Origin of the sequence: Sphingomonas aracearum (assembly GCF_003345355.1) — a bacterium.
GTDB lineage: Bacteria > Pseudomonadota > Alphaproteobacteria > Sphingomonadales > Sphingomonadaceae > Sphingomonas > Sphingomonas aracearum.
On record NZ_QQNB01000002.1, the window covers coordinates 601,460 to 622,658 of the forward strand.

Sequence of the window (21,199 nt, forward strand, 5' to 3'; positions counted from 1 at the left end):
GCGCCCGGTCCCGCGCAGCGCCAGCTGCCGCCTTTTGCCGAACGTCGCCCCCTCGATCAGCCCGCAGGCCTCGGCGGCCTTGACGACTCCTTGGACGATCTTGTCCTTCGCCCCGCGCGCCTTCGCGGCGGCAGATCGCTTCAGGGACCTGCCGCCGCGCCGAGATCAACTACGCGCTGGCCTGCTCCGGCGTCTGCCGCAGGAAGGCGTTCCGGATAGCCGTGGCCCGTGCGGCCGGCCCTTCGATGTGGTCGGGATGGCTGATGATATAGTCTTCGTTGTTGTCGATCCCGCGAACGACGCATTCGCCGACATCGGCAGCGGACATGCGCTTCACGTCCGGCCACTGCCCGATCTCGCCGCCCTCCCGCAGCGTGGAGTTATCGAGGTCCGTAGCGACGGGGCCGGGGCACAAAACGCCAACACCGACGCCGTGCGGCGCCAGTTCTGCGCGCAGGGCTTCGCTCAGCGACACCACGGCCGCTTTCGCCGCGCTGTAGGAACCCATGGTCGGGTAACCTTGTACGATACCCAGAACCGAGGAGTTGTTGACGATAAAGCCGGTGCGGCGCGCGCGCATGTCGGCGGCGAACGTGACGATGCCGTTGAGCACGCCCGTCACATCGACCGCCATGAGGCGATCGAACGACTTCGGGTCGATGTCGGCGATCTCCTTGCCGTCAGGACCGATCCCCGCATTGTTCACCAGGATGTCGACCGGGCGGAACGTGGCCTCGGCCTTCGCCTTGGCTTCGGGCCAGGCAGCGCGATCGCTCGCGTCGAGGACGATGGCCTGAAATCGCTCGCCGCGCTCGGCCGCCACCGCTTCGGCGCGTTCGCCGAAGATATCGGCGATCGTCACGGCCACCCCATGTTTGGCGAGGGCGTCGGCTATGCCCAACCCCATGCCGCTTGAGCCCCCGGTGATGAACGCGTGCTTAGCCTCTGAAACTCGCATGTCCTGCCTTTCTTGTGACTGACGTTGGGTCGGTTTATAGGGCGCTGTCTGTACTTAGGACCTTGGATGGCGTCCTGACCTCCTCCGTTCGTTGTGGTGATGGGTGAATCGACCCGTCGGACGTCAGCTGACCGCAATCGTGATACCGTCGGCACTCAGCTCGCTCAGGTGGAAAAGCAGGTCGCTGGTGGCTGCAGCGTGCGATTGCTGCCCGGCTGCGTGCAGACGCACTCGGCCAAGAGCGCGCCGATGAGCACGATCGGCCCGGCGGAAAACCGCAGCGGCTGTTCCAGCTGGCGCAGGATGAGCGAGAGCCCCGCACCGCAGTCGCGAACGAGCTCCGCGAGCAGGTCCCTGCCTCCCGGGCGCAGTCCCCGCGCGGCTGCTGCAGCCGAAGCCGGCGCGAGGAGAAAGCCCGCTGCCATGCACAATCCCGCTTCGGCCTGCGCGACCGGGGCATCGGCTTGGTCGATCTGGGCCTGATATTCACGTGAGTCGATGCGCAACAATGGCTCGCCCGCAGCGACGTGCCGGTTGTCGCTGACCAGCACTTCGGCGACATAGCCGCCGATCTGCGACGAGATCACCAGCGCCGGCCTGCTCTTCAGTGCTGGCCATGGGTCACCTGATCTTCCTCCTTGCGCAGGCCGGACGAAGGCGGGCGAGGCGGCGCCGTCAGCGGGCCGGAGCGCGGCGCCTTTCGCCGCGGGAGCGTTTCGCGGGCCTCACTTCGGTTGTTCCGGCGCCCGCGGCTGCTCCGGGGCCAGGCAGCCACCGGTTTTGCCGGTGCGAAGGCCGTAGTCGTAGAGGGCGCGCATATAGGCCGGGTCGAACAGCTTCCCGGCCGGTTCGCCGAAGTCGTTGCCGATCGCGCACAGCGAGAATGCGATGCGGCGCTCGCGGGCGTAGCGGCGGAGGTCCGCCACGGTCGACCGGTCGATCTCGCCCAGCACGGTGGACAGCGCCCGGCTCATGATGTCGAAGGTCTTGGGCTTCACCACTTCGAACTGCGGGGCGATCCGGCCGTTGTACAATATCTGGACGGCGCCGTTCGCTGATGACGGGTCGGTGGCAGCGTCGAGCATTGCGCGCGGCATGACGAAGAAGCCGCCGATCGCGCCGCCATCGACATGCATCTCGGCAAATGGCCGGCCATTGCCGGTCACGTCCACCATCACCGGGGGGAACGCGCCGGGAATACTCGCGGAAGCCAGGAGAACGTCGCGGAACAGCGCCGCACTGCGAGGCGAGCCGCTAGCGGCGATCGCGCCCATGTCCCAAACGACGCCGCGCTGCGCGTCCAGATTGGTGGTGAGCACCAGGAGCCGGCGGCCGCGCCGGTGTTCGGCGGCGATGCGCGCGAGGAACGCCGGCGTGACGTGCCGGGCGATCAACGCTTGCAGCGGCTTGGTGTCGAGCAGGCTGGAGCCCCCAAGCAAGCCGCTCAGAACATGCGGCCGGAAGATGCTGTCGCTGTCGATGCCGGTGTAGATCGACGTCAGAGAGCGGTCCTCCGCAGAGCCGAGGAATGCAAAGGGTGCGATCAGGGCGCCGGTGCTGACGCCGGTGACGATGTCGAAGACCGGACGCGACCCGCGCTCGGTCCACCCGTTCAAGAGACCTGCCGAATAGGCGCCCTTGTCGGAGCCGCCGGACAGGGCAAGAAGGCGCATGGCGCCGACCGTGCCGCGCTGACGCAAAAGGGCCTCACCCCATTTCCGGTACGCCGCAGGGGTATCGTCCGTCCAGAAACGAACGTCATCGCCTTCGATAACACGGGCAACCGCGAGATCGGCGGAAGTGAACGCCGCGCGCTTTGGCGTGCTCGCACAGGCAGCCAGCGCACATAACGCCAAGAGCGCGCCTCCTTTACCCACACGCGCGGCAAGACCTCCCTTCGGGCGGGAAGGTGGAAAATGATCGATCCGCCGTGGCCGTGAGCCCGCCGCCCGCGCAACATTGGCATGCTCAATGGCGGCGCCTGAACCTGCACCTGACGACGGTTTGCGCCGTTGCGATGCTACTCTCAACCGATCCACAGCGTCGCCCCCCGTAACTTTCGCCGCCGCCCAGCGCTTGCGTCGCGGCGAGATTTCGACCGCATCAAAGATCCAAGCCAATAAGCGTGCTCCAGCTTGGAAGCCGATAAGCGCCTTCAACGTCCGCAACGGGATCTCCTGCTCTGGACCGAAGGCGACCTCTCTGCCGCGCACTAGCGACCCTGCGTAGACCCGCAGCCTCGGCACCATCGCCGGCCGGTTTCTCGGCAGCAGGGATCCGACCAGTCCCTCGTCAGCGCAGTCGATGCTAGCCAGCAGCCGGGAAACGACCCGATCCAAAGCCAGGGCCTGGTTGGGAGCGGACGCGCAGCACAGCGCATGGCCCATCCAAACCCGGCACAGGATTTCCGACAAGCAAACCTCCGACTCTATGGGCAGGACCTAAGCGACATTAACAATAAACGCTACTGATTGGTTGCGTTTGGCAGCGCGTGTACCACATTCCGATCCGGGCCAGCTCGCGGTGCATCTGCTCCTCCGGTATTAGCTGCGTTCGGTCCTGAGGCGATCGGCTCCGCCCCCCCCTATGCGGGGTACGTCATGAGCATCGGTCACCCGGGACAGGTTCTTCCCAGCTACGAGCGAAGGTTCCTGCAGTAACACTTCCTTGCATCAGCACGGGATTGGACCGCCTCAGCCGATGCGACGAACCACCGACGCACCAGCCGGCGACTTCACCCGCTCAATTGCCGTCACCAGCCGCCGAGGCTTGTTATGGCGGAAAGAGGAGCGCCAGCCGATCCGAGAGCGATCGTCTCACTCGAAGGCACCGCGAGCGGATAGCTGGCCGGCGCCGTGCTGCACAGACCTGGCGAAGCTGACGAAGGTTCCTTGTTCGTACAGCACCGAGCATTGTCCATCTCATTCGGCGGTGCCCGTGCAGGACAACCAATTTGTCCTAAGCCGGATCTCCGGCTGCGACTGCTGCCTGTGCCTTGTTCGCGGCCCTGTCTGCCGCTTCACGCACCTGTCCGCGCCTCGATCTGCTCGGCGATGGCATGCGCCTGTGCCCGCACGTCGTGCAGGTGACGATCGATCACGTCGGAGGTCACGCCGGCCACGATGCCGCCGACGTGGTGATGCTCCGAAGGCTGCATGCCGAACGCATGCTCGATGTAACGATCGAAGCCGGTGATCACCGCCTGGAGTTGTCCCTGCTGGTCCAGCCAGTCCGCAGCCAGTGCGGACGAGGTGAAGCTGACCAGGCGCTTGCCGGCCAGCACCCCGCGGGCGTCGCGATCGTGCACCGACTGCGGGACCACGCCGCTCCCCAGGACGCGCTCGATATAGCCCTTGAGCATCGCCGGCGGACCACCGAACCAAATCGGATAAACGAGCACGAACACATCGGTTCCCTCGAGGATGTCCAGCTCCTGCTCGACATCGCTGAATTCGCGGAAATGCTCGCCTGGGCGCTCGGTGGATTTCAGGACGGGGTGAAAGCCCATCCCGTAGAGATCGCGGACGAGCGCCTCGTGGCCGCGCTCGTGAACGGCTGCGCAATAGGCCTTGGCGACGGATGCGTTGAAGCTGTCCTGCTCGGGGTGGCAGAGGATGACCATGTGGCGCAGCTGACGATCGTACATGTCGGGCTTCCCTTGGTGGAAGATGGTCGATGCTCGCCGCGTAGATCGCGCTCCGCTTACTCTCCTTGACCTTGGTCAAGAACGCGCGTTCTCCGCGGCCGAGCCGGCGGTGGCACCTCCGTCTCGTCACGGCATCTCTGAGGGGACGCTCGTCACTGGAGGCGGTGCGAACGACTGCGACTGTGTGGTCGGCTCTTCGCTTCGCTCAAGGGCGCAACACGATGCGTCCTTCGACCTTGCCGCGACGCATCCGGTCGTGCACGTCGTTGACCGCCGACAGCGGCTCGACGCTCACGGTCGTGCGCACCTTGCCCTCGGCGGCGAAGGCGAGCGCTTCGGCCAGGTCCTTGCGCGTGCCGACGATCGAGCCGCGCACGGTGATCCGCTTCAGCACCACATCGAAGATCGGCGTCGGGAAATCGCCGGGCGGCAGGCCGACCAGCGCGACCGTGCCGCGGCGTCGGGCGCAGGCGATCGCCTGGCCGAAGGCGGCCGGCGAGACCGCGGTGACGAGCACCCCGTGCGCGCCGCCGCCGGTCTCCGCGATCACGCGCGCGGGCGCATCCCCGGTCGCGCAGTTGACCGCCAGATCGGCGCCCAGGTCACGCGCGAGGGCGAGCTTATCTTCCGCCACGTCGAGCGCCGCGACGTGCAGGCCCATCGCCTTGGCATATTGGATGGCGACATGGCCGAGGCCGCCGATGCCGGAGATGACCACCCACTCCCCCGGTTTGGCCTCCGTCTCCTTCAGCCCCTTGTAGGTCGTCACGCCCGCGCACAGGATCGGCGCCAGCGCATCGAAATCGGGGTTGGGCGGCAGGTGGCCGACATAGGGAGCGCTGGCGATCGCATATTCGGCATAGGTGCCGTTCACGCTGTAGCCGCTGTTGTGCTGCTGTTCGCACAGCGTCTCCCAGCCGGTCTGGCAATATTCGCACCTGCCGCACGCGTCGTGCAGCCAGGGGATGCCGACCGCATCGCCCTCCTTCAGCTCGGTCACGCCCGGGCCGAGCGCGGCGACATGACCGACACCTTCGTGGCCGGGGATCAGCGGCATGATCGGCTTGACCGGCCAATCACCGTCGATCGCGTGGAGATCGGTATGGCACACGCCGGTCGCCTCGATCTTCACGAGCACCTCGCCCGGACCGGGCGTGGGAATCTCCATTTCCTCGATGGCGAGCGGCTGGCGGAACCCGCGTGCCACGGCGGCCTTCATGGTCGGCATCTGCTCTGCTCCTTGCGGCGATCCTTGACGGCCGCTGTAGGGGAAAGGACCGGCGGCGATCCTTGACGGTGGTCAATCAGCGGCGGGAGCGCGCCCCTGCGGCGAGTTCGACCACCTCGGCGGTGATCTCCTCCTGCCGCGTCAGCCGCTCCTCCGCCTGCAGGGCGGCGAGCTTGCCGTCGATGTTGGTCTTGGCCGCCGCCATCGTCGCCATGCGCGCCTCGTTCTCCGCGGCGAACGCCTCGGCCGCCGCCTCGCACAGCTGCGCGAACACATGCTCCTGGGCCAGCCGGACGATCAGCTCGGCGGGCGGCAGGTTGGTCAGCGGGACCGCGCCCGTGCCCGACGCGGACGTGCCGGCCGGGTCGAACGGCAGCAGGCTGCGGCGGACGATCGTGACGCCCCCGGCCGCGCGCCAGACGGGAAACAGCATCGCCACCGGCGCGGGGCCCGCGCTCGCCAGATAATCGTAAACCGCCTCGACGATGCGACGCGCGGTATCCGGGATGGCGGCGGCGCGGTTGGGCAGGCTGGTCTGCCATTCCGCCGCCAGACCGCGCTCGCCCGCCAGCGCCGCCGCGCGCGTGCCGACGAGGAGGATATAAGCGTGGCCGAAATCGCCCCGCGCCGCGTCGAGCGCCTGTTCGACGAACGCCCCGGCGAAGCCCTGTTCGGCGCCGAAGACGATCAGGCCGGGACGGGCCTTGCCGGGCCGCTGCGGCTCTGCCGGCTCGGATCGGTCCAGCCGCCGCGCCTGGGCGATCGCTCCCGCGGCGACCTCGGCATAGGCGCGGATCGCGGGGAGCAGCGCACGGCTCTGCTGCGCCCGTGCGCCCGCGATACCGCGCATCGCATTCACCACCGCGCCGAGCTGGCGTACGGTGGCGATGCGCCAGCCGACCTCGGCCAGCCGGTCGCTCACGCCGCCGCCGCGGCCGGCTGGGCCGCCAGTTGCGCGACGGTGGCGAGCAGCGCGCTGCGGTGCGCATCGTCGAGCACGCCCGAGGCCTCCACCGCCGTCACCACGTCGGGCACATGCGCGTCGAGCCAGCCCGGCAGCGCCGCACGGATCTTCGACACCTCGGCCAGCGGCAGCGTGTCGAACAGCCCTTGCACCAGCGCCAGCGCCAGCGCGGTCTGGTCGATCACCCGCAGCGGCCGGAACTGCGGCTGGGCGAGCAGCGCGCGCAGCCGCCGCCCGCGCTCGATCTGCGCCTGTATGCGCGGCTCGGGCTGCTCGCCGAAGCGGGTGAACATCTCCAGCTCGATGAACTGCGCATAGTCCAGCCGCAGCGTGCCCGTCGCCGCGCGCAACGCCTTCGCCTGCGTCTTGCCGCCGACGCGGCTGACGCTGGTGCCGACGTCCACCGCCGGCTTGTGCCCCTCGGCGAACAGCTTGGCGTCGAGCACGATCTGCCCGTCGGTGATCGAGATGAGGTTGGTCGGGATATAGGCGCTGAGGTTCCCCGCATCGGTCTCCGCGATGGGCAGCGCGGTGAGCGAGCCGCCGCCCTTCCCCGGCGCGAGCTTGGCCGCACGCTCGAGCAGCCTTGAATGGAGGAAGAACACGTCGCCCGGGTAGGCTTCGCGCCCCGGCGGCTGGCCGGTCAGCAGCGCGATCTCGCGGTGGGTGGCGGCGTGCTTGGTGAGATCGTCCACCACCACCAGCGCATGTCCGCCGCGGTCGCGGAAATATTCGGCGATGGTGAAGCCGGCGAACGGCGCGATCCACTGCATCCCCGGCGCGGATGCGGGGCTCGCCACCACGAAGATGCAGCGCTCCGGCGCGCCGTGGCGGCGCACCTGGTCGATCACGCGCGCGACGCTGGAGGACTTCTGCCCGATCGCAACATAGACGCAGACGATGTCGCTCGACCGCTGGTTGATGATCGCATCCACCGCAAGCGACGTCTTGCCCGTCGCGCGGTCGCCCAGCACCAGCTCGCGCTGGCCGCGGCCGAGCGCGAACATCGCGTCCACCACCAGCGTGCCGGTCTGCACCGGCTGCACCACCAGGTCGCGATCGATGATCGCGGGCGCCGGCCGCTCGATCGGCTCGAAGCTGTCGGCACGGATGGCGGGGCCGCCGTCGAGCGGGCGGCCGAGCGGATCGATCACGCGCCCGAGCAGGTCCGGGCCAACCGGCGTGCGCACCACTTCGCCGGTGCCGGTCACCAGCGCGCCGGCACGCACGTCATCGCCGGCGTCGAGCAGCACGCAGCCGATCCGGTCGCGGTCGAGCGTCTGGACGAAGCCCGCCTGCCCTCCGGCGAAATGAAGCAGCTCGTCGAGCCGCGCGTCCGGCAGGCCGGAGACCATCGCCACCCCGTCGCCGATCGATTCGACGCGGCCGATCTGCTGGAGCTCCGGCCCCGATGCGGCGTCGGCGATGCGCGCCTCGGCTTTTGCGAGCCAGTCGTCAGGCGAGTGCGGCACGGCTGCCTTCCTCCTCATTCAGGCGCGCGATCAGGCCATCGAGATCCGCGCGCCAACTGTTGCGCACGATGGTGTGCGGGCCGCGCAGCTCGAACCCGGCGACCAGCGCGGGGTCGGCCGCGAACTCGGGCGGCGTCATGTCCGGCAGGAGCTGGCGCAGCGCATCGGCGTAGCGAACCCGGTCGGCCTCGCCGGGCGCGGCGGGGGTGACGAGGGTCAGCGTCCCTTCCGCGGCCAGCTTGCGGCGTTCGGGCTCGGGCATCGCGCGCAGGCGATCGAGCAGGGCGGCGAACATCGCCGCGGTGGTCTCGCGCTCGGGCAGGCGGCGCAGCAGCTTCTCCGCCATGCTGCCGGCAAGCACGCCCGCGCGCGCCTCCAGCTCGCGTTCGATCCGTTCGCGCTCCGCCGCACTCGCCGCCTGCGCCTGCCGCGAGAGCGCCTCCGCCGCTTCCTTGGCCTGGGCAAGCAGGCGCGCCCGATCGGCCTCGACGCCCGCCTGCATCGCCGCGCGGCGCTCGACCGCCTCGGCGGCGAAGGCGTCGTTCTGCGCCTTGAGCGCCGTCGCGCGCGCCGCCGCTTCGGCACGCGCCGCCTCGGCATCGGCGAGCAGCGTCTCCGCTGCCGCCTGGCGCGCCGCGATCATATCCGCCACCGGCCGGAACAGGAACCGCTTGAGCAGCCAGACCAGCACCAGCACGTTGATCGTCTGGAGCGCGAGCGTCCACCCGTCGAAATGCACCGTCGCGGCGCCTTCAGGCGAACGGATTGGCGAAGAGCAGCAGCAGCGCGACGACCAGGCAGTAGATCGCCATCGTCTCGATCAGCGCGAGGCCGACGAACAGCGTGCGCGACACGGTGTTCGCCGCTTCCGGCTGGCGCGCGATCGCATCCATCGCGGCGGCGACCGCCCGGCCCTGCGCGAGCGCGGGCCCGATCGCGCCGAGCGCCACGGCCAGCGCCGCGCCGAGGATGCTGACAATGTGGATCCAGTTCATGGGTTTGCCCCTTCGTGAGTGTGGGATGCTTCGCTGATCGCGCCGCCGATGAACACCATGGCCAGCGTGGCGAAAATATAGGCCTGCACCGCGCCGGTCAGCAGTTCGAGCGCCATCAGCGGGATTGGCACCAGCAGCCCGGCGAGGCTCAGCACCACGCCAATCATGAACACGCCGCTCATCACGTTGCCGAACAGGCGGACGGTGAGCGACAGGCTGCGGGTGAACAGCTCGATCAGGTTGAGCGGCGCGAGCAGGAACGAAGGCTGCGCGAAGCTGCGCAGATAGCCTGCGGGGCCGAGCACACGGACGCCGTAGTAGATCGTCGCGCCGAACACGATCAGCGCGAGCGCGGCGTCCGTCTCCAGCGCGGCGGTCGGCGGCTCGACGCCGGGGACCAGCGACGACCAGTTGGCGGCGAGGATGAAGATAAGGAAGGTGCCGATCAGCGGCAGATAGCGCGCCGGCGGCACCTCCATCGTCTCGCGGATCTGGCCGGCGATCATGTCGACCGTGAGTTCGAGCGCGGCCTGCGCCTTGCCGGGATGGAGCGCGAGGCGGCGCGTCACCGCCCAGGAGACGAGCGTCAGCACCGCCATGATGCCCCAGGTGGTGACGACCGGCTGCGCGATCGGCACCGGGCCGACCGTGAACAGCACATGGGTTTCGAGCGGCGAGGCGATCTTCATGCCGCGCCCAGCCTGCGCAGCACGAGCTGCCGCGCGACGAGGGTGCCGATGCTGGCCGCCACCAGGGCCGGCCAGCCCTGCCGCGCGGCGACGACAAGCATGGCGACCGTCAGCAGCATCCGCCCCAGCCGCAATCCGATCACGGCGAGGGCCGAGCCGCCGCGCACCAGCAGGTCCGCATCGCGGGCGAGCGCCGCAAAATGCACCGCGCCCGCCAGGGCGCCGAGCGCGAAGAAGAGCAGGACGAGCCCGATCATTGCCGCTGGATCCATGCCCAGGCCGACCAGCAGCCGAGCCCGGTGCCGACGATCAGCAGCGGCGCGGTCCAGAAGATGCCGCTCGCCAGCCGGTGATCGAGCCAGCGCCCGATCGCCAGCCCGACCAGCATCGGCACCGTCACCTGCCAGCCGAGGATGCCGATCTGACCCAGATTGCGCGTGACCGTCGGCAGCCGCCCGGCCCGCCTGCGCCGCTCCGCGCGCAGCCGCACGGCCTCGGCCAGCGGCTTGTCGGGGGGAGGCAGTTCGCCGCTCACAGCCCGATTTCCCCCGGTCCGCCTTGCAGCGCCTGCACCATGCGGCGGATCGCCTGCATCCGCAGCTTCGCCGCTACGGTGCGGCTCGTCCGTTCGGCGTCGAGCTCGGCGCGATACTGGCTGAGCACGACGTGTTCGAGTTCGTCCAGATCGTCGCCGACATGCCCCTCGCGCGTCGCGATCGCCACCTGCCTGCCGCCGCTCACCGTCAGGATGCCGTTATGCACCGCGCAATAGCCCGGCCTGCCGTCGCGCTCGCGCCACGACACGACGGAGATTTCCAGCGCCGTCAGGAAGTCAGCATGGCCGTCGAGGATGCCGAAGCTGCCGCTGGCGTCCTCCGCCCGAATCGCGGCGACCTCGCGATCGACGAGGATCGCGGTGGGATCGGTGATGCGCAGCCTCATCCCCCCGCGCCCGCCTTGGCGCGCGCCTCGGCGAGGTCGCCCACCATGTAGAGCGCGCTTTCCGGCCAGTCGTCGGTCTCGCCGTCGAGGATCGCGCGCACGCCCGCCAGCGTGTCGGCGAGGCTCACCGAGCGTCCGGCCTGTCCGGTGAACGCCTCAGTGACGACGAACGGCTGCGTCAGGAACCGCTGCAGCCGGCGGGCACGGCCGACCACCAGCCGATCCTCCTGCCCCAGCTCCTCCATGCCGAGCAGCGAGATGATGTCCTGCAACTCGCGATAATGCGCGATCGTCTCGCGCACCTTCTGCGCCAGTGCATAATGGTCCTCGCCCACCACCAGCGGATCGAGCAGGATCGAGGAGGAGCCGACCGGATCGACCGCCGGATACATGCCCTCCGCCGCCATCGCGCGCGACAGCAGCACGGTGCTGTCGAGATGATCGGAGATCGTCGTCACCGCCGGGTCGGTGAAATCGTCGGCGGGCACATAGACCGCCTCGATCGCCGTCACCGATGCACCTTCCACCGAGGCGATCCGTTCCTGCAACGCGGCGACCTCGCTCGCCAGCGTCGGCTGATAGCCGACGCGCGACGGCAGGCGCCCCAGCAGGCCGGAGACCTCGCTGCCGGCCTGAACGAAGCGGAAGACGTTATCCATCAGCAGCAGCACGTTGCGCTTCTGCTCGTCGCGGAAATATTCGGCGACCGTGAGCGCGGTCAGCGCAACGCGCCAGCGCGCGCCGGGCGGCTCGTTCATCTGGCCGAAGACGAGCACCGTCTTGTCGATTACGCCCGAGCCGCGCATGTCGGACAACAGCTCGTGCCCCTCACGCGAGCGTTCGCCGATGCCCGCGAACACCGATACGCCTTCGTAGCGCGCGACCATCGCGCGGATCAGCTCCATCACCAGCACGGTCTTGCCGACGCCCGCGCCGCCGAACATCGCCGCCTTGCCGCCCTGTGCCAGCGGGGCGAGCAGGTCGATCACCTTGATGCCGGTTTCGAACATCCGGGTCGCCGCGCTCTGCTCCTCGAGCGGCGGCGGCGCGCGGTGAATCGGGCGAAGCGGCACCTCGGCGGCAAGCGCGGCGCCCCCGTCGCCGACGTCCCCCGTCGGCGTCAGCAGCCGGCCCAGCACGGCATCTCCCACCGGCACGGCGATCGGCGCGCCCGTCGCCTCGACCGCCACCGAGCGTGCGAGGCCGCTGGTGGCATGGAGCGAAACGGCGCGGACGGTCTGTTCGTCCACATGGCTCTGCACTTCGGCCACGAGCGTGCCGGCCGGCGCGCGCACGTGCAACGCCTCGTTGATGGCGGGGAGCGTGTCGCCGGGAAAGGCGACGTCGATCACCGGGCCGCGCACCGCCGCCACTCTGCCGATCTTCGCTGCTGCGTCGTGCTGCACGCCTGGGCCTCGCCTTGCTGAGGCGGTCCGACTAGCTCCCGATCGCCCCGGCGACTTTGACTTCCGTCAAATCGGCTGCCGTGCCCATCCGGCATAGCAGCCGAGCGCTTCGGGATCGGGAAGCAGGATGTCACGCCGCGTCAGCCGCCGGATCAGCCCCTCTCTTTCCAGCCGGGTGAGCGCGCGCGCCACCGCCTCGACCGTGGCCCCGAGGTAATCGGCCATGTCCAGCCGTTTCATCGGCAGGATCAGCACGCCGCTCGCGCGATCGAACAGCTCCGGCTGTTCCGTACAATCCAGCAGGAAGCGCGCGACGCGGCGCTGGACGTCCAGTTGCCCGAGGCACAGGATGTGGCCCTGCGCGGTCCGCAGCTCGTGCGCGGCACGGATGGCGAAGCCGAGCGCGAGCTGCGCATCCTCGCGCAGCATCGCTTCCATCGCGGCGATCGGGATGCGGTGGAGCACGCTGTCGCACACCGCTTCGAGCGAGTTCACATACCGTCCCGCTTCCGAAAGGCCGAACATGTCGCCGCTCCACAGGAAGCTGACGAGCTGGCGATTTCCGTCCAGCAGCAGGCGGCTCGCCCGCACGATGCCGCGATCCAGCAGGTAGAGGTGCCCCGCCGCATCTCCCTCGCGGTAGATCGTGCCGTCCGCCGCGCAGGAGAACTGCGTGCCGGCCCGCAGGAGCTGCTCCTGCTCGGCAGGCGTCAGCAACTTGGCGATGTCGCAGCCGAACGGGCTGGCGGATGCTTCACTCGGCTCGGTCATCGCGCGCCCTCTAGGGTTCCACTTGACCGTCGTCAAAGTCGCGGCGGCTGTCACCGCGTATCGCCTGCCGTGCCACACAGCCGAGGGGTCGCGCAGTGAACGAACAAGCCCGCATCGCCGGATCGGACACGGCTGCTTCCGAGGTCCACACACCTCCGGCGCAGACGCCGCCCGCTGCGCCGGCCTCCACCGCCGGCGCCGATCGCTGGCTGCACGGGCTCCAGGGACGGCTGACCGGCGGCGTGTCGCCCTTTGCGCTGTGGCAGGCTTGCGCCGATTGGGCGAGCCATCTCGCCAATGCGCCGTCGCGCCGCGCCGAACTCGCCACCGACGCTTTCCAGCGCTGGGTGCGGCTGTTCGACATCGCTGCGGGCGGCGAGCCGGTGCAGCCTGCCCCGGGAGACCACCGCTTCACCGATCCGGGCTGGAAGGAAGCTCCGTTCGACCTGCTCGAACAGGGCTTCCTGCTTGCGGAGGATTGGATGGAGCGTGCCACCACCGGCCTCCCCGGCGTTTCGGTAGAGAACGGGCGAATCGTCAACTTCGCCGCGCGGCAGTGGCTCGACATGGTCTCGCCGTCGAACCTGCCCTGGGCGAACCCGGAGATCCTCGCGCGGACGGCGGCGGAGGGCGGGAAGAACCTGCTTGCGGGCTATGGCAACCTGCTCGCCGATTTGGGCGGCCGTGCCGGCGGCAGCGGCGAAGCGCTGCGCGTCGGCCGCGACCTCGCCGTGACGCCGGGCAAGGTGATCTGGCGCGACACGCTGTTCGAGCTGATCCAGTACGCGCCCGCAACCGAAACGGTCCATGCCGAGCCGGTGCTGATCGTGCCGGCGTGGATCATGAAATACTATATTCTCGACCTTTCGCCGCACAATTCGCTGATCCGCTACCTCGTCGAACAGGGGCACAGCGTCTTCTGCATGTCCTGGCGCAATCCCGGAGCGGACCTGCGCGACACCGGGTTCGACGACTATCGCCGCGCGGCGATGACGGCGATCGAGGCGGCGTCCGCGATCTGCGGCGGCGCGAAGGTCCACGCCGCCGGCTACTGCCTGGGCGGCACGCTGCTCGCCGTCACCGCCGCTGCAATGGCGCGCGACGGCGATGAACGGCTTGCGAGCGTCACGCTGTTCGCGGCGCAGACCGATTTCAGCGAAGCGGGCGAACTGCAACTCTTCATCACCGAGGACCAGCTCGCCTTCCTCGAAGACGTGATGGCCGCACAGGGCTATCTCGACGGGCGGCAGATGGGCGGCGCGTTCCAGCTCCTGCGCTCGCGCGACCTGATCTGGTCGCGGCTGCTGCGCAGCTACTTCCTCGGCGAGCAGGAACATGCCAACGACCTGATGACCTGGAACAACGACGCCACCCGGATGCCTGCGCGGATGCATTCCGAATATCTGCGCCGCCTCTTCCTGCGGAACGACCTCGCCGCCGGCCGGTTCGAGGTGGAGGGCAAGCCGATCGCCCTGTCGGACATCCACCTGCCCTTCTTCGTGGTGGGAACCGAAACCGATCACGTCGCGCCGTGGCGATCGGTGTACAAGCTCCATCTGCTGAACCCGGGCGAGATCAGCTTCGTGCTGACCTCCGGCGGGCACAATGCGGGGATCGTCAGCGAGCCGGGCCACCCCCGCCGCCATTTCCGCATCGCGAGACGCGAAGCCGGCGCGCCCTATGCCGATCCCGCGAGCTGGGCCGCCCGGGCCGAGCAGCGCGAGGGCTCGTGGTGGCCGGCATGGCAGGCGTGGCTGGCGGAACGCTCCGGCCCGCGCGACGCTTCACCGCCGGCGCCGGGCAGCGCCGCCTATCCGCCGCTCACCGACGCGCCCGGCAGCTACATACTGGAGCGTTGAACGATGAGCCCACCCACCACCATCGAGAACCGCACCTTCGACGAGATCGCCGTCGGCGACACCGCCAGCGTCACCCGCACGCTCACCGTGCAGGACATCCAGCTCTTCGCGCTGGTCTCCGGCGACGTGAACCCGGCGCATGTCGATCCGGAATTCGCCGCCACCGACATGTTCCACCGCGTGATCGCGCACGGCATGTGGGGCGGCGGGCTGATCTCCGCCGTGCTCGGCACCGAGCTGCCGGGGCCCGGCACCATCTATCTCAGCCAGACCCTGCGCTTCACCCGCCCGGTGGCGCTCGGCGACACGATCACCGCGACGGTGACCGTCGCCGAGAAGCGGGTGGAGCATGACCTGCTGGTGCTCGAATGCCGCTGCACCAACCAGGCGGGCGAGGACGTCATCACCGGCCGGGCCGAAGTGAAGGCCCCGCGCGACAAGGTCAGCCGCCCGCGCGTGGCGCTGCCGGACGTGCGGCTCGCCGGGCACGAACGCTATCACGCGCTGCTCAAGCGGGCGAGCGGCGCGGCTCCGGTGCGCGCCGCGATCGCGCATCCGTGCGATCCACAGGCGATCCGGGCGGCGGTGCAGGCCGCCGATGCAGGACTGATCGCGCCGATCCTCGTCGGCCCCGAAGCGAAGATCCGGGCCGCCGCGGAAGCCGCCTCGGCGGATATCACGGCGTTCCGCCTGGTCCCCGCGCCGCACAGCCACGCCGCGGCGGCCGAGGCCGTCGCGCTGGTCGCTTCGGGCGAGGCCGGGCTGCTGGTCAAGGGATCGCTCCACACCGACGAACTGCTCTCCGCCGTCCTGGCCGCCTCGGCGGGATTGCGCACCGAGCGGCGGATCAGCCACGTCTACGTCATGGACGTGCCCGGCCATCCGCGCCCGCTGCTGGTCACCGACGCGGCGATCAACATCGAGCCGGGCCTGGAGGAAAAGGCCGACATCATCCGCAACGCGATCGGTCTCGCGCAGGCGATCGGCATCGAGACGCCGCGCGTCGCGATCCTCGCCGCGGTCGAGACGGTGAACCCCAAGATGCGCTCGACGCTGGAGGCGGCGGCGCTCTGCAAGATGGCGGATCGCGGCCAGATCGCCGGCGGCCTGATCGACGGGCCGCTCGCGCTCGACAATGCGATCAGCCCGGCCGCCGCGCAGGAGAAAGGCATCCGCTCGCCCGTTGCAGGCATGGCCGACATCCTGGTCGTGCCGAATCTGGAGGCAGGCAACATGATCGCCAAGCAACTGACCTTCCTCGCCGGTGCCGATGCCGCGGGAATCGTGCTCGGCGCGCGCGTGCCGATCGTCCTTACCAGCCGCGCGGACAGCGTGCGCACGCGGCTCGCCTCCTGCGCGCTCGCCGTGCTGCTGGCCCGCGCGGCGGAGGCGGGCTGACATGGCCGGTGCGCTCCTCACGCTCAACGCGGGCTCGTCCAGCATCAAGTTCGCGATCTTCCAGGTCGAGGGCTCCGGTGATCCGCAAGCGGTCGCGCGCGGCAAGATCGAGGGGATCGGCACGGCGCCGCACCTGATCGCCCGCGCGGCCAACGGCGCGGTGCTGACCGAGAAGCGCTGGGAGGACGGCGCCGACCTCAGCCACGAGGCGTTCCTGGGCGATCTGCTCGACTGGGTGGACACGCATGTCGATGGCGACCGGCTCATCGGCGTGGGCAACCGCGTGGTCCATGGCGGTCGCGACTTCTTCGCTCCCGTGGCGATCGACGACACCGTGCTCGACCGGCTGGACGCGCTCTGCCCGCTCGCCCCGCTCCACCAGCCCCACAGCCTCCATGCGATTCGCGCGGTGCGCGCGGCGCGTCCGTCGCTGCGACAGGTCGCCTGTTTCGATACCGCCTTCCACCACGAACAGCCGGCGGTCGCCACGCGCTTCGCCCTTCCGCGCGCGCTGGAGGAAGAAGGCGTGCGGCGCTACGGCTTTCACGGCCTGTCCTATGAATATGTCGCCGGGCGGCTGGCGGAGCTCGATCCGCCGCTCGCCGCCGGGCGCGTAATCGCCGCGCATCTCGGCAACGGCGCCAGCCTCTGCGCGATGCACGGCGGGCGCAGCATCGACACCACCATGGGGTTCACCGCGCTCGACGGGCTGATGATGGGCACGCGCTGCGGCACGATCGATCCCGGCGTGATCTTCTACCTGATGCGCCAGCACGGACTTTCGGCCGACGCGGTGGAGCACCTGCTCTACGATCGCTCCGGCCTGCTCGGAGTATCCGGGGTATCGAGCGACATGCGCGCGCTGCTCGACAGCGACGATCCGCGCAGCGCCGAAGCCATCGACCTGTTTACCTATCGCATCGCCCGCGAAAGCGGGGCGCTGGTCGCGTCGCTCGGCGGGGTCGACGGCGTCGTCTTCACCGCCGGCATCGGCGAGAACGCGACCGAGGTCCGCGCCCGCGTCTGCGCCCGGCTCGGCTGGCTGGGCGTCGTGCTGGACGAGCAGGCGAACGAGCGCGGCGAACCCGTCATCAGCACGCCCGAAAGCCGCGTTACGGTCCGGGTCATCCCCACCGACGAGGAAGCCATGATCGCCATCCATGCCCGCGACGTGGTCGGGAGCGCCGCACGATGAAGCCGCTGGTCGATCTCTCGGGCAAGCGCGGCCTCGTCGTCGGCATCGCCAACGAACACAGCATCGCGACCGGCTGCGCGCAGGCGTTCCGCCAGTGCGGCGCCCGGCTGGCCGGCACCTATCTCAACGACAAGGCAAAGCCGTTCGTGGCGCCGGTGGCCGAGCGGCTCGGCATCGAGTGGCTCGCGCCGTGCGACGTGCGCGTGCCCGGCGAGACCGAGGCGCTGTTCGATCGCATCCGTGGCGAATGGGGCGGACTCGACTTCCTGCTCCATTCCATCGCCTTCGCCCCGAAGGAGGATCTGCACGGCCGCGTCGTCGATAGTTCGGCCGAGGGGTTCGCCACCGCGATGGACGTGTCGTGCCACTCCTTCCTTGCGATGGCGCGGCTCGCCGAGCCGCTGATGCGCGACGGTGGCTGCCTGCTCACCGTCACCTTCTACGGCTCCGAACGGGTGGTCGAGCACTACAATCTGATGGGTCCGGTCAAGGCGGCGCTGGAAAGCGCGACGCGCTACGTCGCCGCCGAGCTGGGGCCGAGGGGCATCCGCGCCCATGCGATCTCGCCCGGCCCGATCGCGACGCGCGCGGCGAGCGGCATCGACCGGTTCGACGAGCTGCTCGACCGCGCCGCCGCGCGTGCACCCGAAGGCCAGCTCGTCGAGATCGGCGACGTCGGCGCGCTGGCCGCGTTCCTGGTCAGCGATGCCGCACGGCGCATCACGGGCACGATCATCCCGGTCGACAGCGGCCAGCATCTGCTCGCCTGAGCGAAGGAGAAAGACATGAGCACTCCGGAAAGCACCCTTACGGCCGACGAAGCGCGGCTGATCGACCGCTATTGGCGCGCGGCCAATTATCTGTCGGTCGGGCAGATCTACCTGCTCGACAATCCGCTGCTGCGCGAGCCGCTGGCGGCCGAGCACATCAAGCCGCGCCTGCTCGGCCATTGGGGCACGACGCCGGGCCTGAACTTCATCTACGCGCATCTCAACCGGGTGATCCGGGAACGAGACAGCAACGTGCTCTACATCTGCGGTCCGGGGCACGGCGGCCCCGGCATGGTCGCCAACACCTGGCTGGAAGGCACCTATAGCGAGATCTATCCGCTGATCGGCGACGATGCCGATGGCCTGCGCCGGCTGTTCCGCCAATTCTCCTTCCCCGGCGGCATCCCCAGCCACGCGGCGCCCGAGACACCGGGATCGATCCACGAGGGCGGCGAGCTCGGCTATGCGCTGGTCCACGCTTACGGCGCCGCGTTCGACAATCCGGATCTGGTGGTCGCCTGCGTGATCGGCGACGGCGAGGCGGAAACCGGGCCGCTCGCCGCGTCGTGGCACGGCAACAAGTTCCTCGATCCCGTGCACGACGGGGCCGTGCTGCCGATCCTGCACCTCAACGGCTACAAGATCGCCAACCCGACGATCATGGGCCGGATGAGCGACGAGGCGCTGTGCCAGCTGTTCGAAGGCTTCGGCTACGAGCCCTTCTTCGTCGAGGGCGCGGACCCGATGCCGATGCATGGTGCGATGGCTGCGACGCTCGACCGCTGCTTCGACCGCATCGCCGAGATCCAGCGCGCCGCACGTGCCGGCACCGCCGAGGGGATGCCGCGCTGGCCGATGATCGTGCTGCGCAGCCCCAAGGGCTGGACCGGGCCCAAGGAAGTGGACGGCAAGAAGGTCGAAGGCTTCTGGCGCGCGCATCAGGTACCGGTCGATGCCGCGCGTGAAAGCGACGCGCATCGCAAGGTGCTCGAGGAATGGATGCGCAGCTACCAGCTCGACGAGCTGTTCGATGCGGAAGGGCGACTGCTGCCTGAGCTGCGGGCGCTCGCGCCGGAAGGCGGCAAGCGGATGGGCGCCAGCCCCTATGCGAATGCGGGCGGGCTGCACCCGCTGAAACGTCCCGACTGGCGCGACTTCGCGGTCGACGTGCCGCATCCGTGCGGGGCGATCGCCGAATCCACCCGCGCGACGGGCCAGTATCTCGCCGAGGTGCTGCGCATGAGCGCGGACGCCCGCAACTTCCGCGTGATGGGCCCGGACGAAACCAATTCGAACCGGCTGAACGCCGTGTTCGAGGCGACCGACCGCGCATGGATGGCGCCGATCGAGCCCTATGACGATCATCTCGCCGCCGGCGGGCGCGTGATGGAGGTATTGTCGGAGCATCTCTGCCAGGGGTGGCTAGAAGGCTATACGCTGAGCGGGCGGCACGGGCTGTTCAACTGCTACGAAGCGTTCGTCCACATCGTCGATTCGATGTTCAACCAGCACGCCAAATGGCTCAAGGTCAGCCGCGAACTCGATTGGCGGCGGCCGGTGCCGTCGTTCAACTATCTGCTGTCGAGCCATGTCTGGCGGCAGGACCATAACGGGTTCAGCCATCAGGATCCGGGCTTCCTCGACCTGGTCGTGAACAAGAAGGCGGACGTGGTGCGCGTCTACCTGCCGCCCGACGCCAACACGCTGCTGCGGACCGTCGATCATTGCCTGGGCACGCACGACCGCATCAACGTGATCGTCGCCGGCAAGCAGCCGGCGCCGCAATGGCTCACTGCCGAGGAGGCGGAGGTGCATTGCGCGGCCGGCGTCGGCATCTGGGATTGGGCCGGGACCGACGGCGACGGCGCCCCGCCCGACGTGGTGATGGCCTGCGCGGGCGACGTGCCCACGCTTGAGACGATCGCCGCGGTCGACCTGCTGCGCCAGCACGTTCCGGGCCTGAAGGTCCGCGTCGTCAATGTCGTCGACCTGATGACGCTCCAGCCGCATGAGGAGCATCCCCATGGCCTCACCGATGCCGATTTCGACGCGATCTTCACCCGCGACCGGCCGGTGATCTTCGCCTTCCACGGCTATCCGTGGCTGATCCACCGGCTGACCTACCGCCGCACCAACCACCACAATTTCCATGTGCGTGGCTTCAAGGAGGAAGGCACCACGACCACGCCGTTCGACATGGTAGTGCTCAACGACCTCGACCGCTTCCACCTGGCGATGGACGTGATCGACCGGGTGCCGGGCCTCGCGGCCACCGCCGCGCACGCCAAGCAGGCGTTCCGCGACAAGCGGATCGCGCACAAGCTCTACGTGAACAGCCATGGCGAGGACATGCCCGAAATCCGCGACTGGAGCTGGCCGTACAAGACCGCCGCCGAAGCGGGCGACTGACCGCGGGCGCTCGGGAGGGGCGGCGAGTTCCATGGCCGGGCCGGCGTAGTCACCGCGTGCGAGGTGACGCGCCGCTTGGTCGCCGGAAAGCGGTGACCTCCATCGCCGCCCTGCGCCCGTTCGGATCGATGCGCCTTATGTGCTCGCCGGTCCATCAAGGGGGGCGTCTTTGCCGCGTCCGGCAAACAATGGTCGCACCTCGTCGTCGCTGAGGATCTGGTTATCGCGCGCAGCGGTGGTCGATAGGTCAGGAGCCCCCAGCTTCAGTCCGAACTCGGCAGGTCGGCGGGCACGGCGCGGCGATGCAGCGCGACGTTGTGGTTCAGCGCAGCCATGAAGCCGTTGACCACACGCTGGAGGCTAAGGCTTTTTGCGCGAGCAGCGCAGTTGCCAGGCCCGCGGGTCCACCTCCGCGAGGGCGGCAAGGCGAGTCTCTTGTCCTCGAACACAGAGCGGGTGAGGCTCGATGCGCGAGCACCCGATATCAGGACGCCCCG

At 69.3% G+C, this 21,199-nt stretch carries 20 protein-coding genes; 5 read left to right on the forward strand and 15 right to left on the reverse strand.

Going from position 1 to position 21,199, the window contains the following annotated elements:
- Positions 1-169: 169 nt before the first annotated feature.
- The 15 genes from DVW87_RS10190 to DVW87_RS10260 form a co-directional block, all read right to left on the reverse strand.
- Positions 170-958, reverse strand: a complete 789-nt coding sequence (locus DVW87_RS10190; RefSeq protein WP_114687663.1) for an SDR family oxidoreductase — start codon at positions 956-958, stop codon at positions 170-172.
- Positions 959-1,122: 164 nt separating this feature from the next.
- Positions 1,123-1,545: a biotin/lipoyl-binding protein gene (locus DVW87_RS10195; protein WP_181814794.1), complete on the reverse strand. Its 423-nt coding sequence runs from the start codon at positions 1,543-1,545 to the stop codon at positions 1,123-1,125.
- 138 nt (positions 1,546-1,683) lie between these two features.
- Entirely contained in the window at positions 1,684-3,372 is a 1,689-nt protein-coding gene (locus tag DVW87_RS10200; RefSeq protein ID WP_147276252.1) for a patatin-like phospholipase family protein, read from the reverse strand.
- A 605-nt stretch (positions 3,373-3,977) separates the two neighbouring features.
- Positions 3,978-4,604, reverse strand: a complete 627-nt coding sequence (locus DVW87_RS10205; RefSeq protein ID WP_114687666.1) for an NAD(P)H-dependent oxidoreductase — start codon at positions 4,602-4,604, stop codon at positions 3,978-3,980.
- A 205-nt stretch (positions 4,605-4,809) separates the two neighbouring features.
- Positions 4,810-5,832, reverse strand: coding sequence for an alcohol dehydrogenase AdhP (adhP, locus tag DVW87_RS10210; protein ID WP_114687667.1), 1,023 nt, complete (start codon positions 5,830-5,832; stop codon positions 4,810-4,812).
- 76 nt (positions 5,833-5,908) lie between these two features.
- A complete protein-coding gene (locus DVW87_RS10215) occupies positions 5,909-6,754 on the reverse strand; it encodes a F0F1 ATP synthase subunit gamma (protein ID WP_114687668.1) in 846 nt (281 codons plus the stop codon).
- Positions 6,751-8,286: a F0F1 ATP synthase subunit alpha gene (locus DVW87_RS10220; RefSeq protein ID WP_114687669.1), complete on the reverse strand. Its 1,536-nt coding sequence runs from the start codon at positions 8,284-8,286 to the stop codon at positions 6,751-6,753. Before DVW87_RS10220 ends, DVW87_RS10215 begins: the two co-directional genes overlap by 4 nt.
- A complete protein-coding gene (locus DVW87_RS10225) occupies positions 8,252-9,007 on the reverse strand; it encodes a F0F1 ATP synthase subunit B family protein (RefSeq protein WP_181814795.1) in 756 nt (251 codons plus the stop codon). The genes DVW87_RS10220 and DVW87_RS10225 overlap by 35 nt, the downstream gene beginning before the upstream one ends.
- A 13-nt stretch (positions 9,008-9,020) precedes the next feature.
- The gene (locus tag DVW87_RS10230; protein ID WP_114687671.1) at positions 9,021-9,263 is read right to left on the reverse strand and encodes a F0F1 ATP synthase subunit C; all 243 of its coding nucleotides are present in this window, start codon (positions 9,261-9,263) and stop codon (positions 9,021-9,023) included.
- Positions 9,260-9,952 (reverse strand): F0F1 ATP synthase subunit A, encoded by a 693-nt coding sequence (locus DVW87_RS10235; RefSeq protein WP_181814796.1) that lies wholly within the window; start codon positions 9,950-9,952, stop codon positions 9,260-9,262. Before DVW87_RS10235 ends, DVW87_RS10230 begins: the two co-directional genes overlap by 4 nt.
- Positions 9,949-10,209: an ATP synthase subunit I gene (locus tag DVW87_RS10240; protein ID WP_114687672.1), complete on the reverse strand. Its 261-nt coding sequence runs from the start codon at positions 10,207-10,209 to the stop codon at positions 9,949-9,951. The genes DVW87_RS10235 and DVW87_RS10240 overlap by 4 nt, the downstream gene beginning before the upstream one ends.
- Positions 10,206-10,487: an AtpZ/AtpI family protein gene (locus DVW87_RS10245; RefSeq protein ID WP_114687673.1), complete on the reverse strand. Its 282-nt coding sequence runs from the start codon at positions 10,485-10,487 to the stop codon at positions 10,206-10,208. Before DVW87_RS10245 ends, DVW87_RS10240 begins: the two co-directional genes overlap by 4 nt.
- Complete coding sequence (locus tag DVW87_RS10250) at positions 10,484-10,894, reverse strand: F0F1 ATP synthase subunit epsilon (RefSeq protein WP_114687674.1); 411 nt, start codon at positions 10,892-10,894, stop codon at positions 10,484-10,486. The genes DVW87_RS10245 and DVW87_RS10250 overlap by 4 nt, the downstream gene beginning before the upstream one ends.
- The gene (gene atpD / locus DVW87_RS10255) at positions 10,891-12,300 is read right to left on the reverse strand and encodes a F0F1 ATP synthase subunit beta (RefSeq protein ID WP_114687675.1); all 1,410 of its coding nucleotides are present in this window, start codon (positions 12,298-12,300) and stop codon (positions 10,891-10,893) included. The genes DVW87_RS10250 and atpD overlap by 4 nt, the downstream gene beginning before the upstream one ends.
- Positions 12,301-12,366: 66 nt before the next feature.
- Positions 12,367-13,071, reverse strand: coding sequence for a Crp/Fnr family transcriptional regulator (locus DVW87_RS10260; protein ID WP_114687676.1), 705 nt, complete (start codon positions 13,069-13,071; stop codon positions 12,367-12,369).
- A 95-nt stretch (positions 13,072-13,166) separates the two neighbouring features.
- Here DVW87_RS10260 and DVW87_RS10265 point away from each other — a divergent pair, with 95 nt between their 5' ends.
- The 5 genes from DVW87_RS10265 to DVW87_RS10285 are packed head-to-tail and all read left to right on the forward strand — an operon-like array spanning position 13,167 to position 20,702.
- Entirely contained in the window at positions 13,167-14,930 is a 1,764-nt protein-coding gene (locus DVW87_RS10265; RefSeq protein ID WP_114687677.1) for a PHA/PHB synthase family protein, read from the forward strand.
- 3 nt (positions 14,931-14,933) lie between these two features.
- A complete protein-coding gene (locus tag DVW87_RS10270) occupies positions 14,934-16,328 on the forward strand; it encodes a bifunctional enoyl-CoA hydratase/phosphate acetyltransferase (RefSeq protein ID WP_114687678.1) in 1,395 nt (464 codons plus the stop codon).
- Position 16,329: 1 nt separating this feature from the next.
- The gene (locus tag DVW87_RS10275; protein WP_114687679.1) at positions 16,330-17,523 is read left to right on the forward strand and encodes an acetate/propionate family kinase; all 1,194 of its coding nucleotides are present in this window, start codon (positions 16,330-16,332) and stop codon (positions 17,521-17,523) included.
- On the forward strand, positions 17,520-18,293 hold the full coding sequence (fabI, locus tag DVW87_RS10280) for an enoyl-ACP reductase FabI (protein ID WP_114687680.1): 774 nt from the start codon (positions 17,520-17,522) through the stop codon (positions 18,291-18,293). The genes DVW87_RS10275 and fabI overlap by 4 nt, the downstream gene beginning before the upstream one ends.
- A 15-nt stretch (positions 18,294-18,308) precedes the next feature.
- Positions 18,309-20,702: a phosphoketolase family protein gene (locus DVW87_RS10285; RefSeq protein ID WP_114687681.1), complete on the forward strand. Its 2,394-nt coding sequence runs from the start codon at positions 18,309-18,311 to the stop codon at positions 20,700-20,702.
- The last annotated feature ends 497 nt before the right edge of the window (positions 20,703-21,199 follow it).

Bases quoted from the DNA above. Each gene is read 5' to 3' on its own strand.
- DVW87_RS10240 (WP_114687672.1), bottom strand. From the start codon at position 10,209: ATGATCGGGCTCGTCCTGCTCTTCTTCGCGCTCGGCGCCCTGGCGGGC.
- DVW87_RS10285 (WP_114687681.1), top strand. From the start codon at position 18,309: ATGAGCACTCCGGAAAGCACCCTTACGGCCGACGAAGCGCGGCTGATC.
- DVW87_RS10205 (WP_114687666.1), bottom strand. From the start codon at position 4,604: ATGTACGATCGTCAGCTGCGCCACATGGTCATCCTCTGCCACCCCGAG.
- DVW87_RS10270 (WP_114687678.1), top strand. From the start codon at position 14,934: ATGAGCCCACCCACCACCATCGAGAACCGCACCTTCGACGAGATCGCC.
- DVW87_RS10275 (WP_114687679.1), top strand. From the start codon at position 16,330: ATGGCCGGTGCGCTCCTCACGCTCAACGCGGGCTCGTCCAGCATCAAG.
- DVW87_RS10260 (WP_114687676.1), bottom strand. From the start codon at position 13,071: ATGACCGAGCCGAGTGAAGCATCCGCCAGCCCGTTCGGCTGCGACATC.
- DVW87_RS10220 (WP_114687669.1), bottom strand. From the start codon at position 8,286: ATGAGGAGGAAGGCAGCCGTGCCGCACTCGCCTGACGACTGGCTCGCA.
- DVW87_RS10235 (WP_181814796.1), bottom strand. From the start codon at position 9,952: ATGAAGATCGCCTCGCCGCTCGAAACCCATGTGCTGTTCACGGTCGGC.
- DVW87_RS10190 (WP_114687663.1), bottom strand. From the start codon at position 958: ATGCGAGTTTCAGAGGCTAAGCACGCGTTCATCACCGGGGGCTCAAGC.
- adhP (WP_114687667.1), bottom strand. From the start codon at position 5,832: ATGCCGACCATGAAGGCCGCCGTGGCACGCGGGTTCCGCCAGCCGCTC.
- DVW87_RS10230 (WP_114687671.1), bottom strand. From the start codon at position 9,263: ATGAACTGGATCCACATTGTCAGCATCCTCGGCGCGGCGCTGGCCGTG.
- DVW87_RS10250 (WP_114687674.1), bottom strand. From the start codon at position 10,894: ATGAGGCTGCGCATCACCGATCCCACCGCGATCCTCGTCGATCGCGAG.
- fabI (WP_114687680.1), top strand. From the start codon at position 17,520: ATGAAGCCGCTGGTCGATCTCTCGGGCAAGCGCGGCCTCGTCGTCGGC.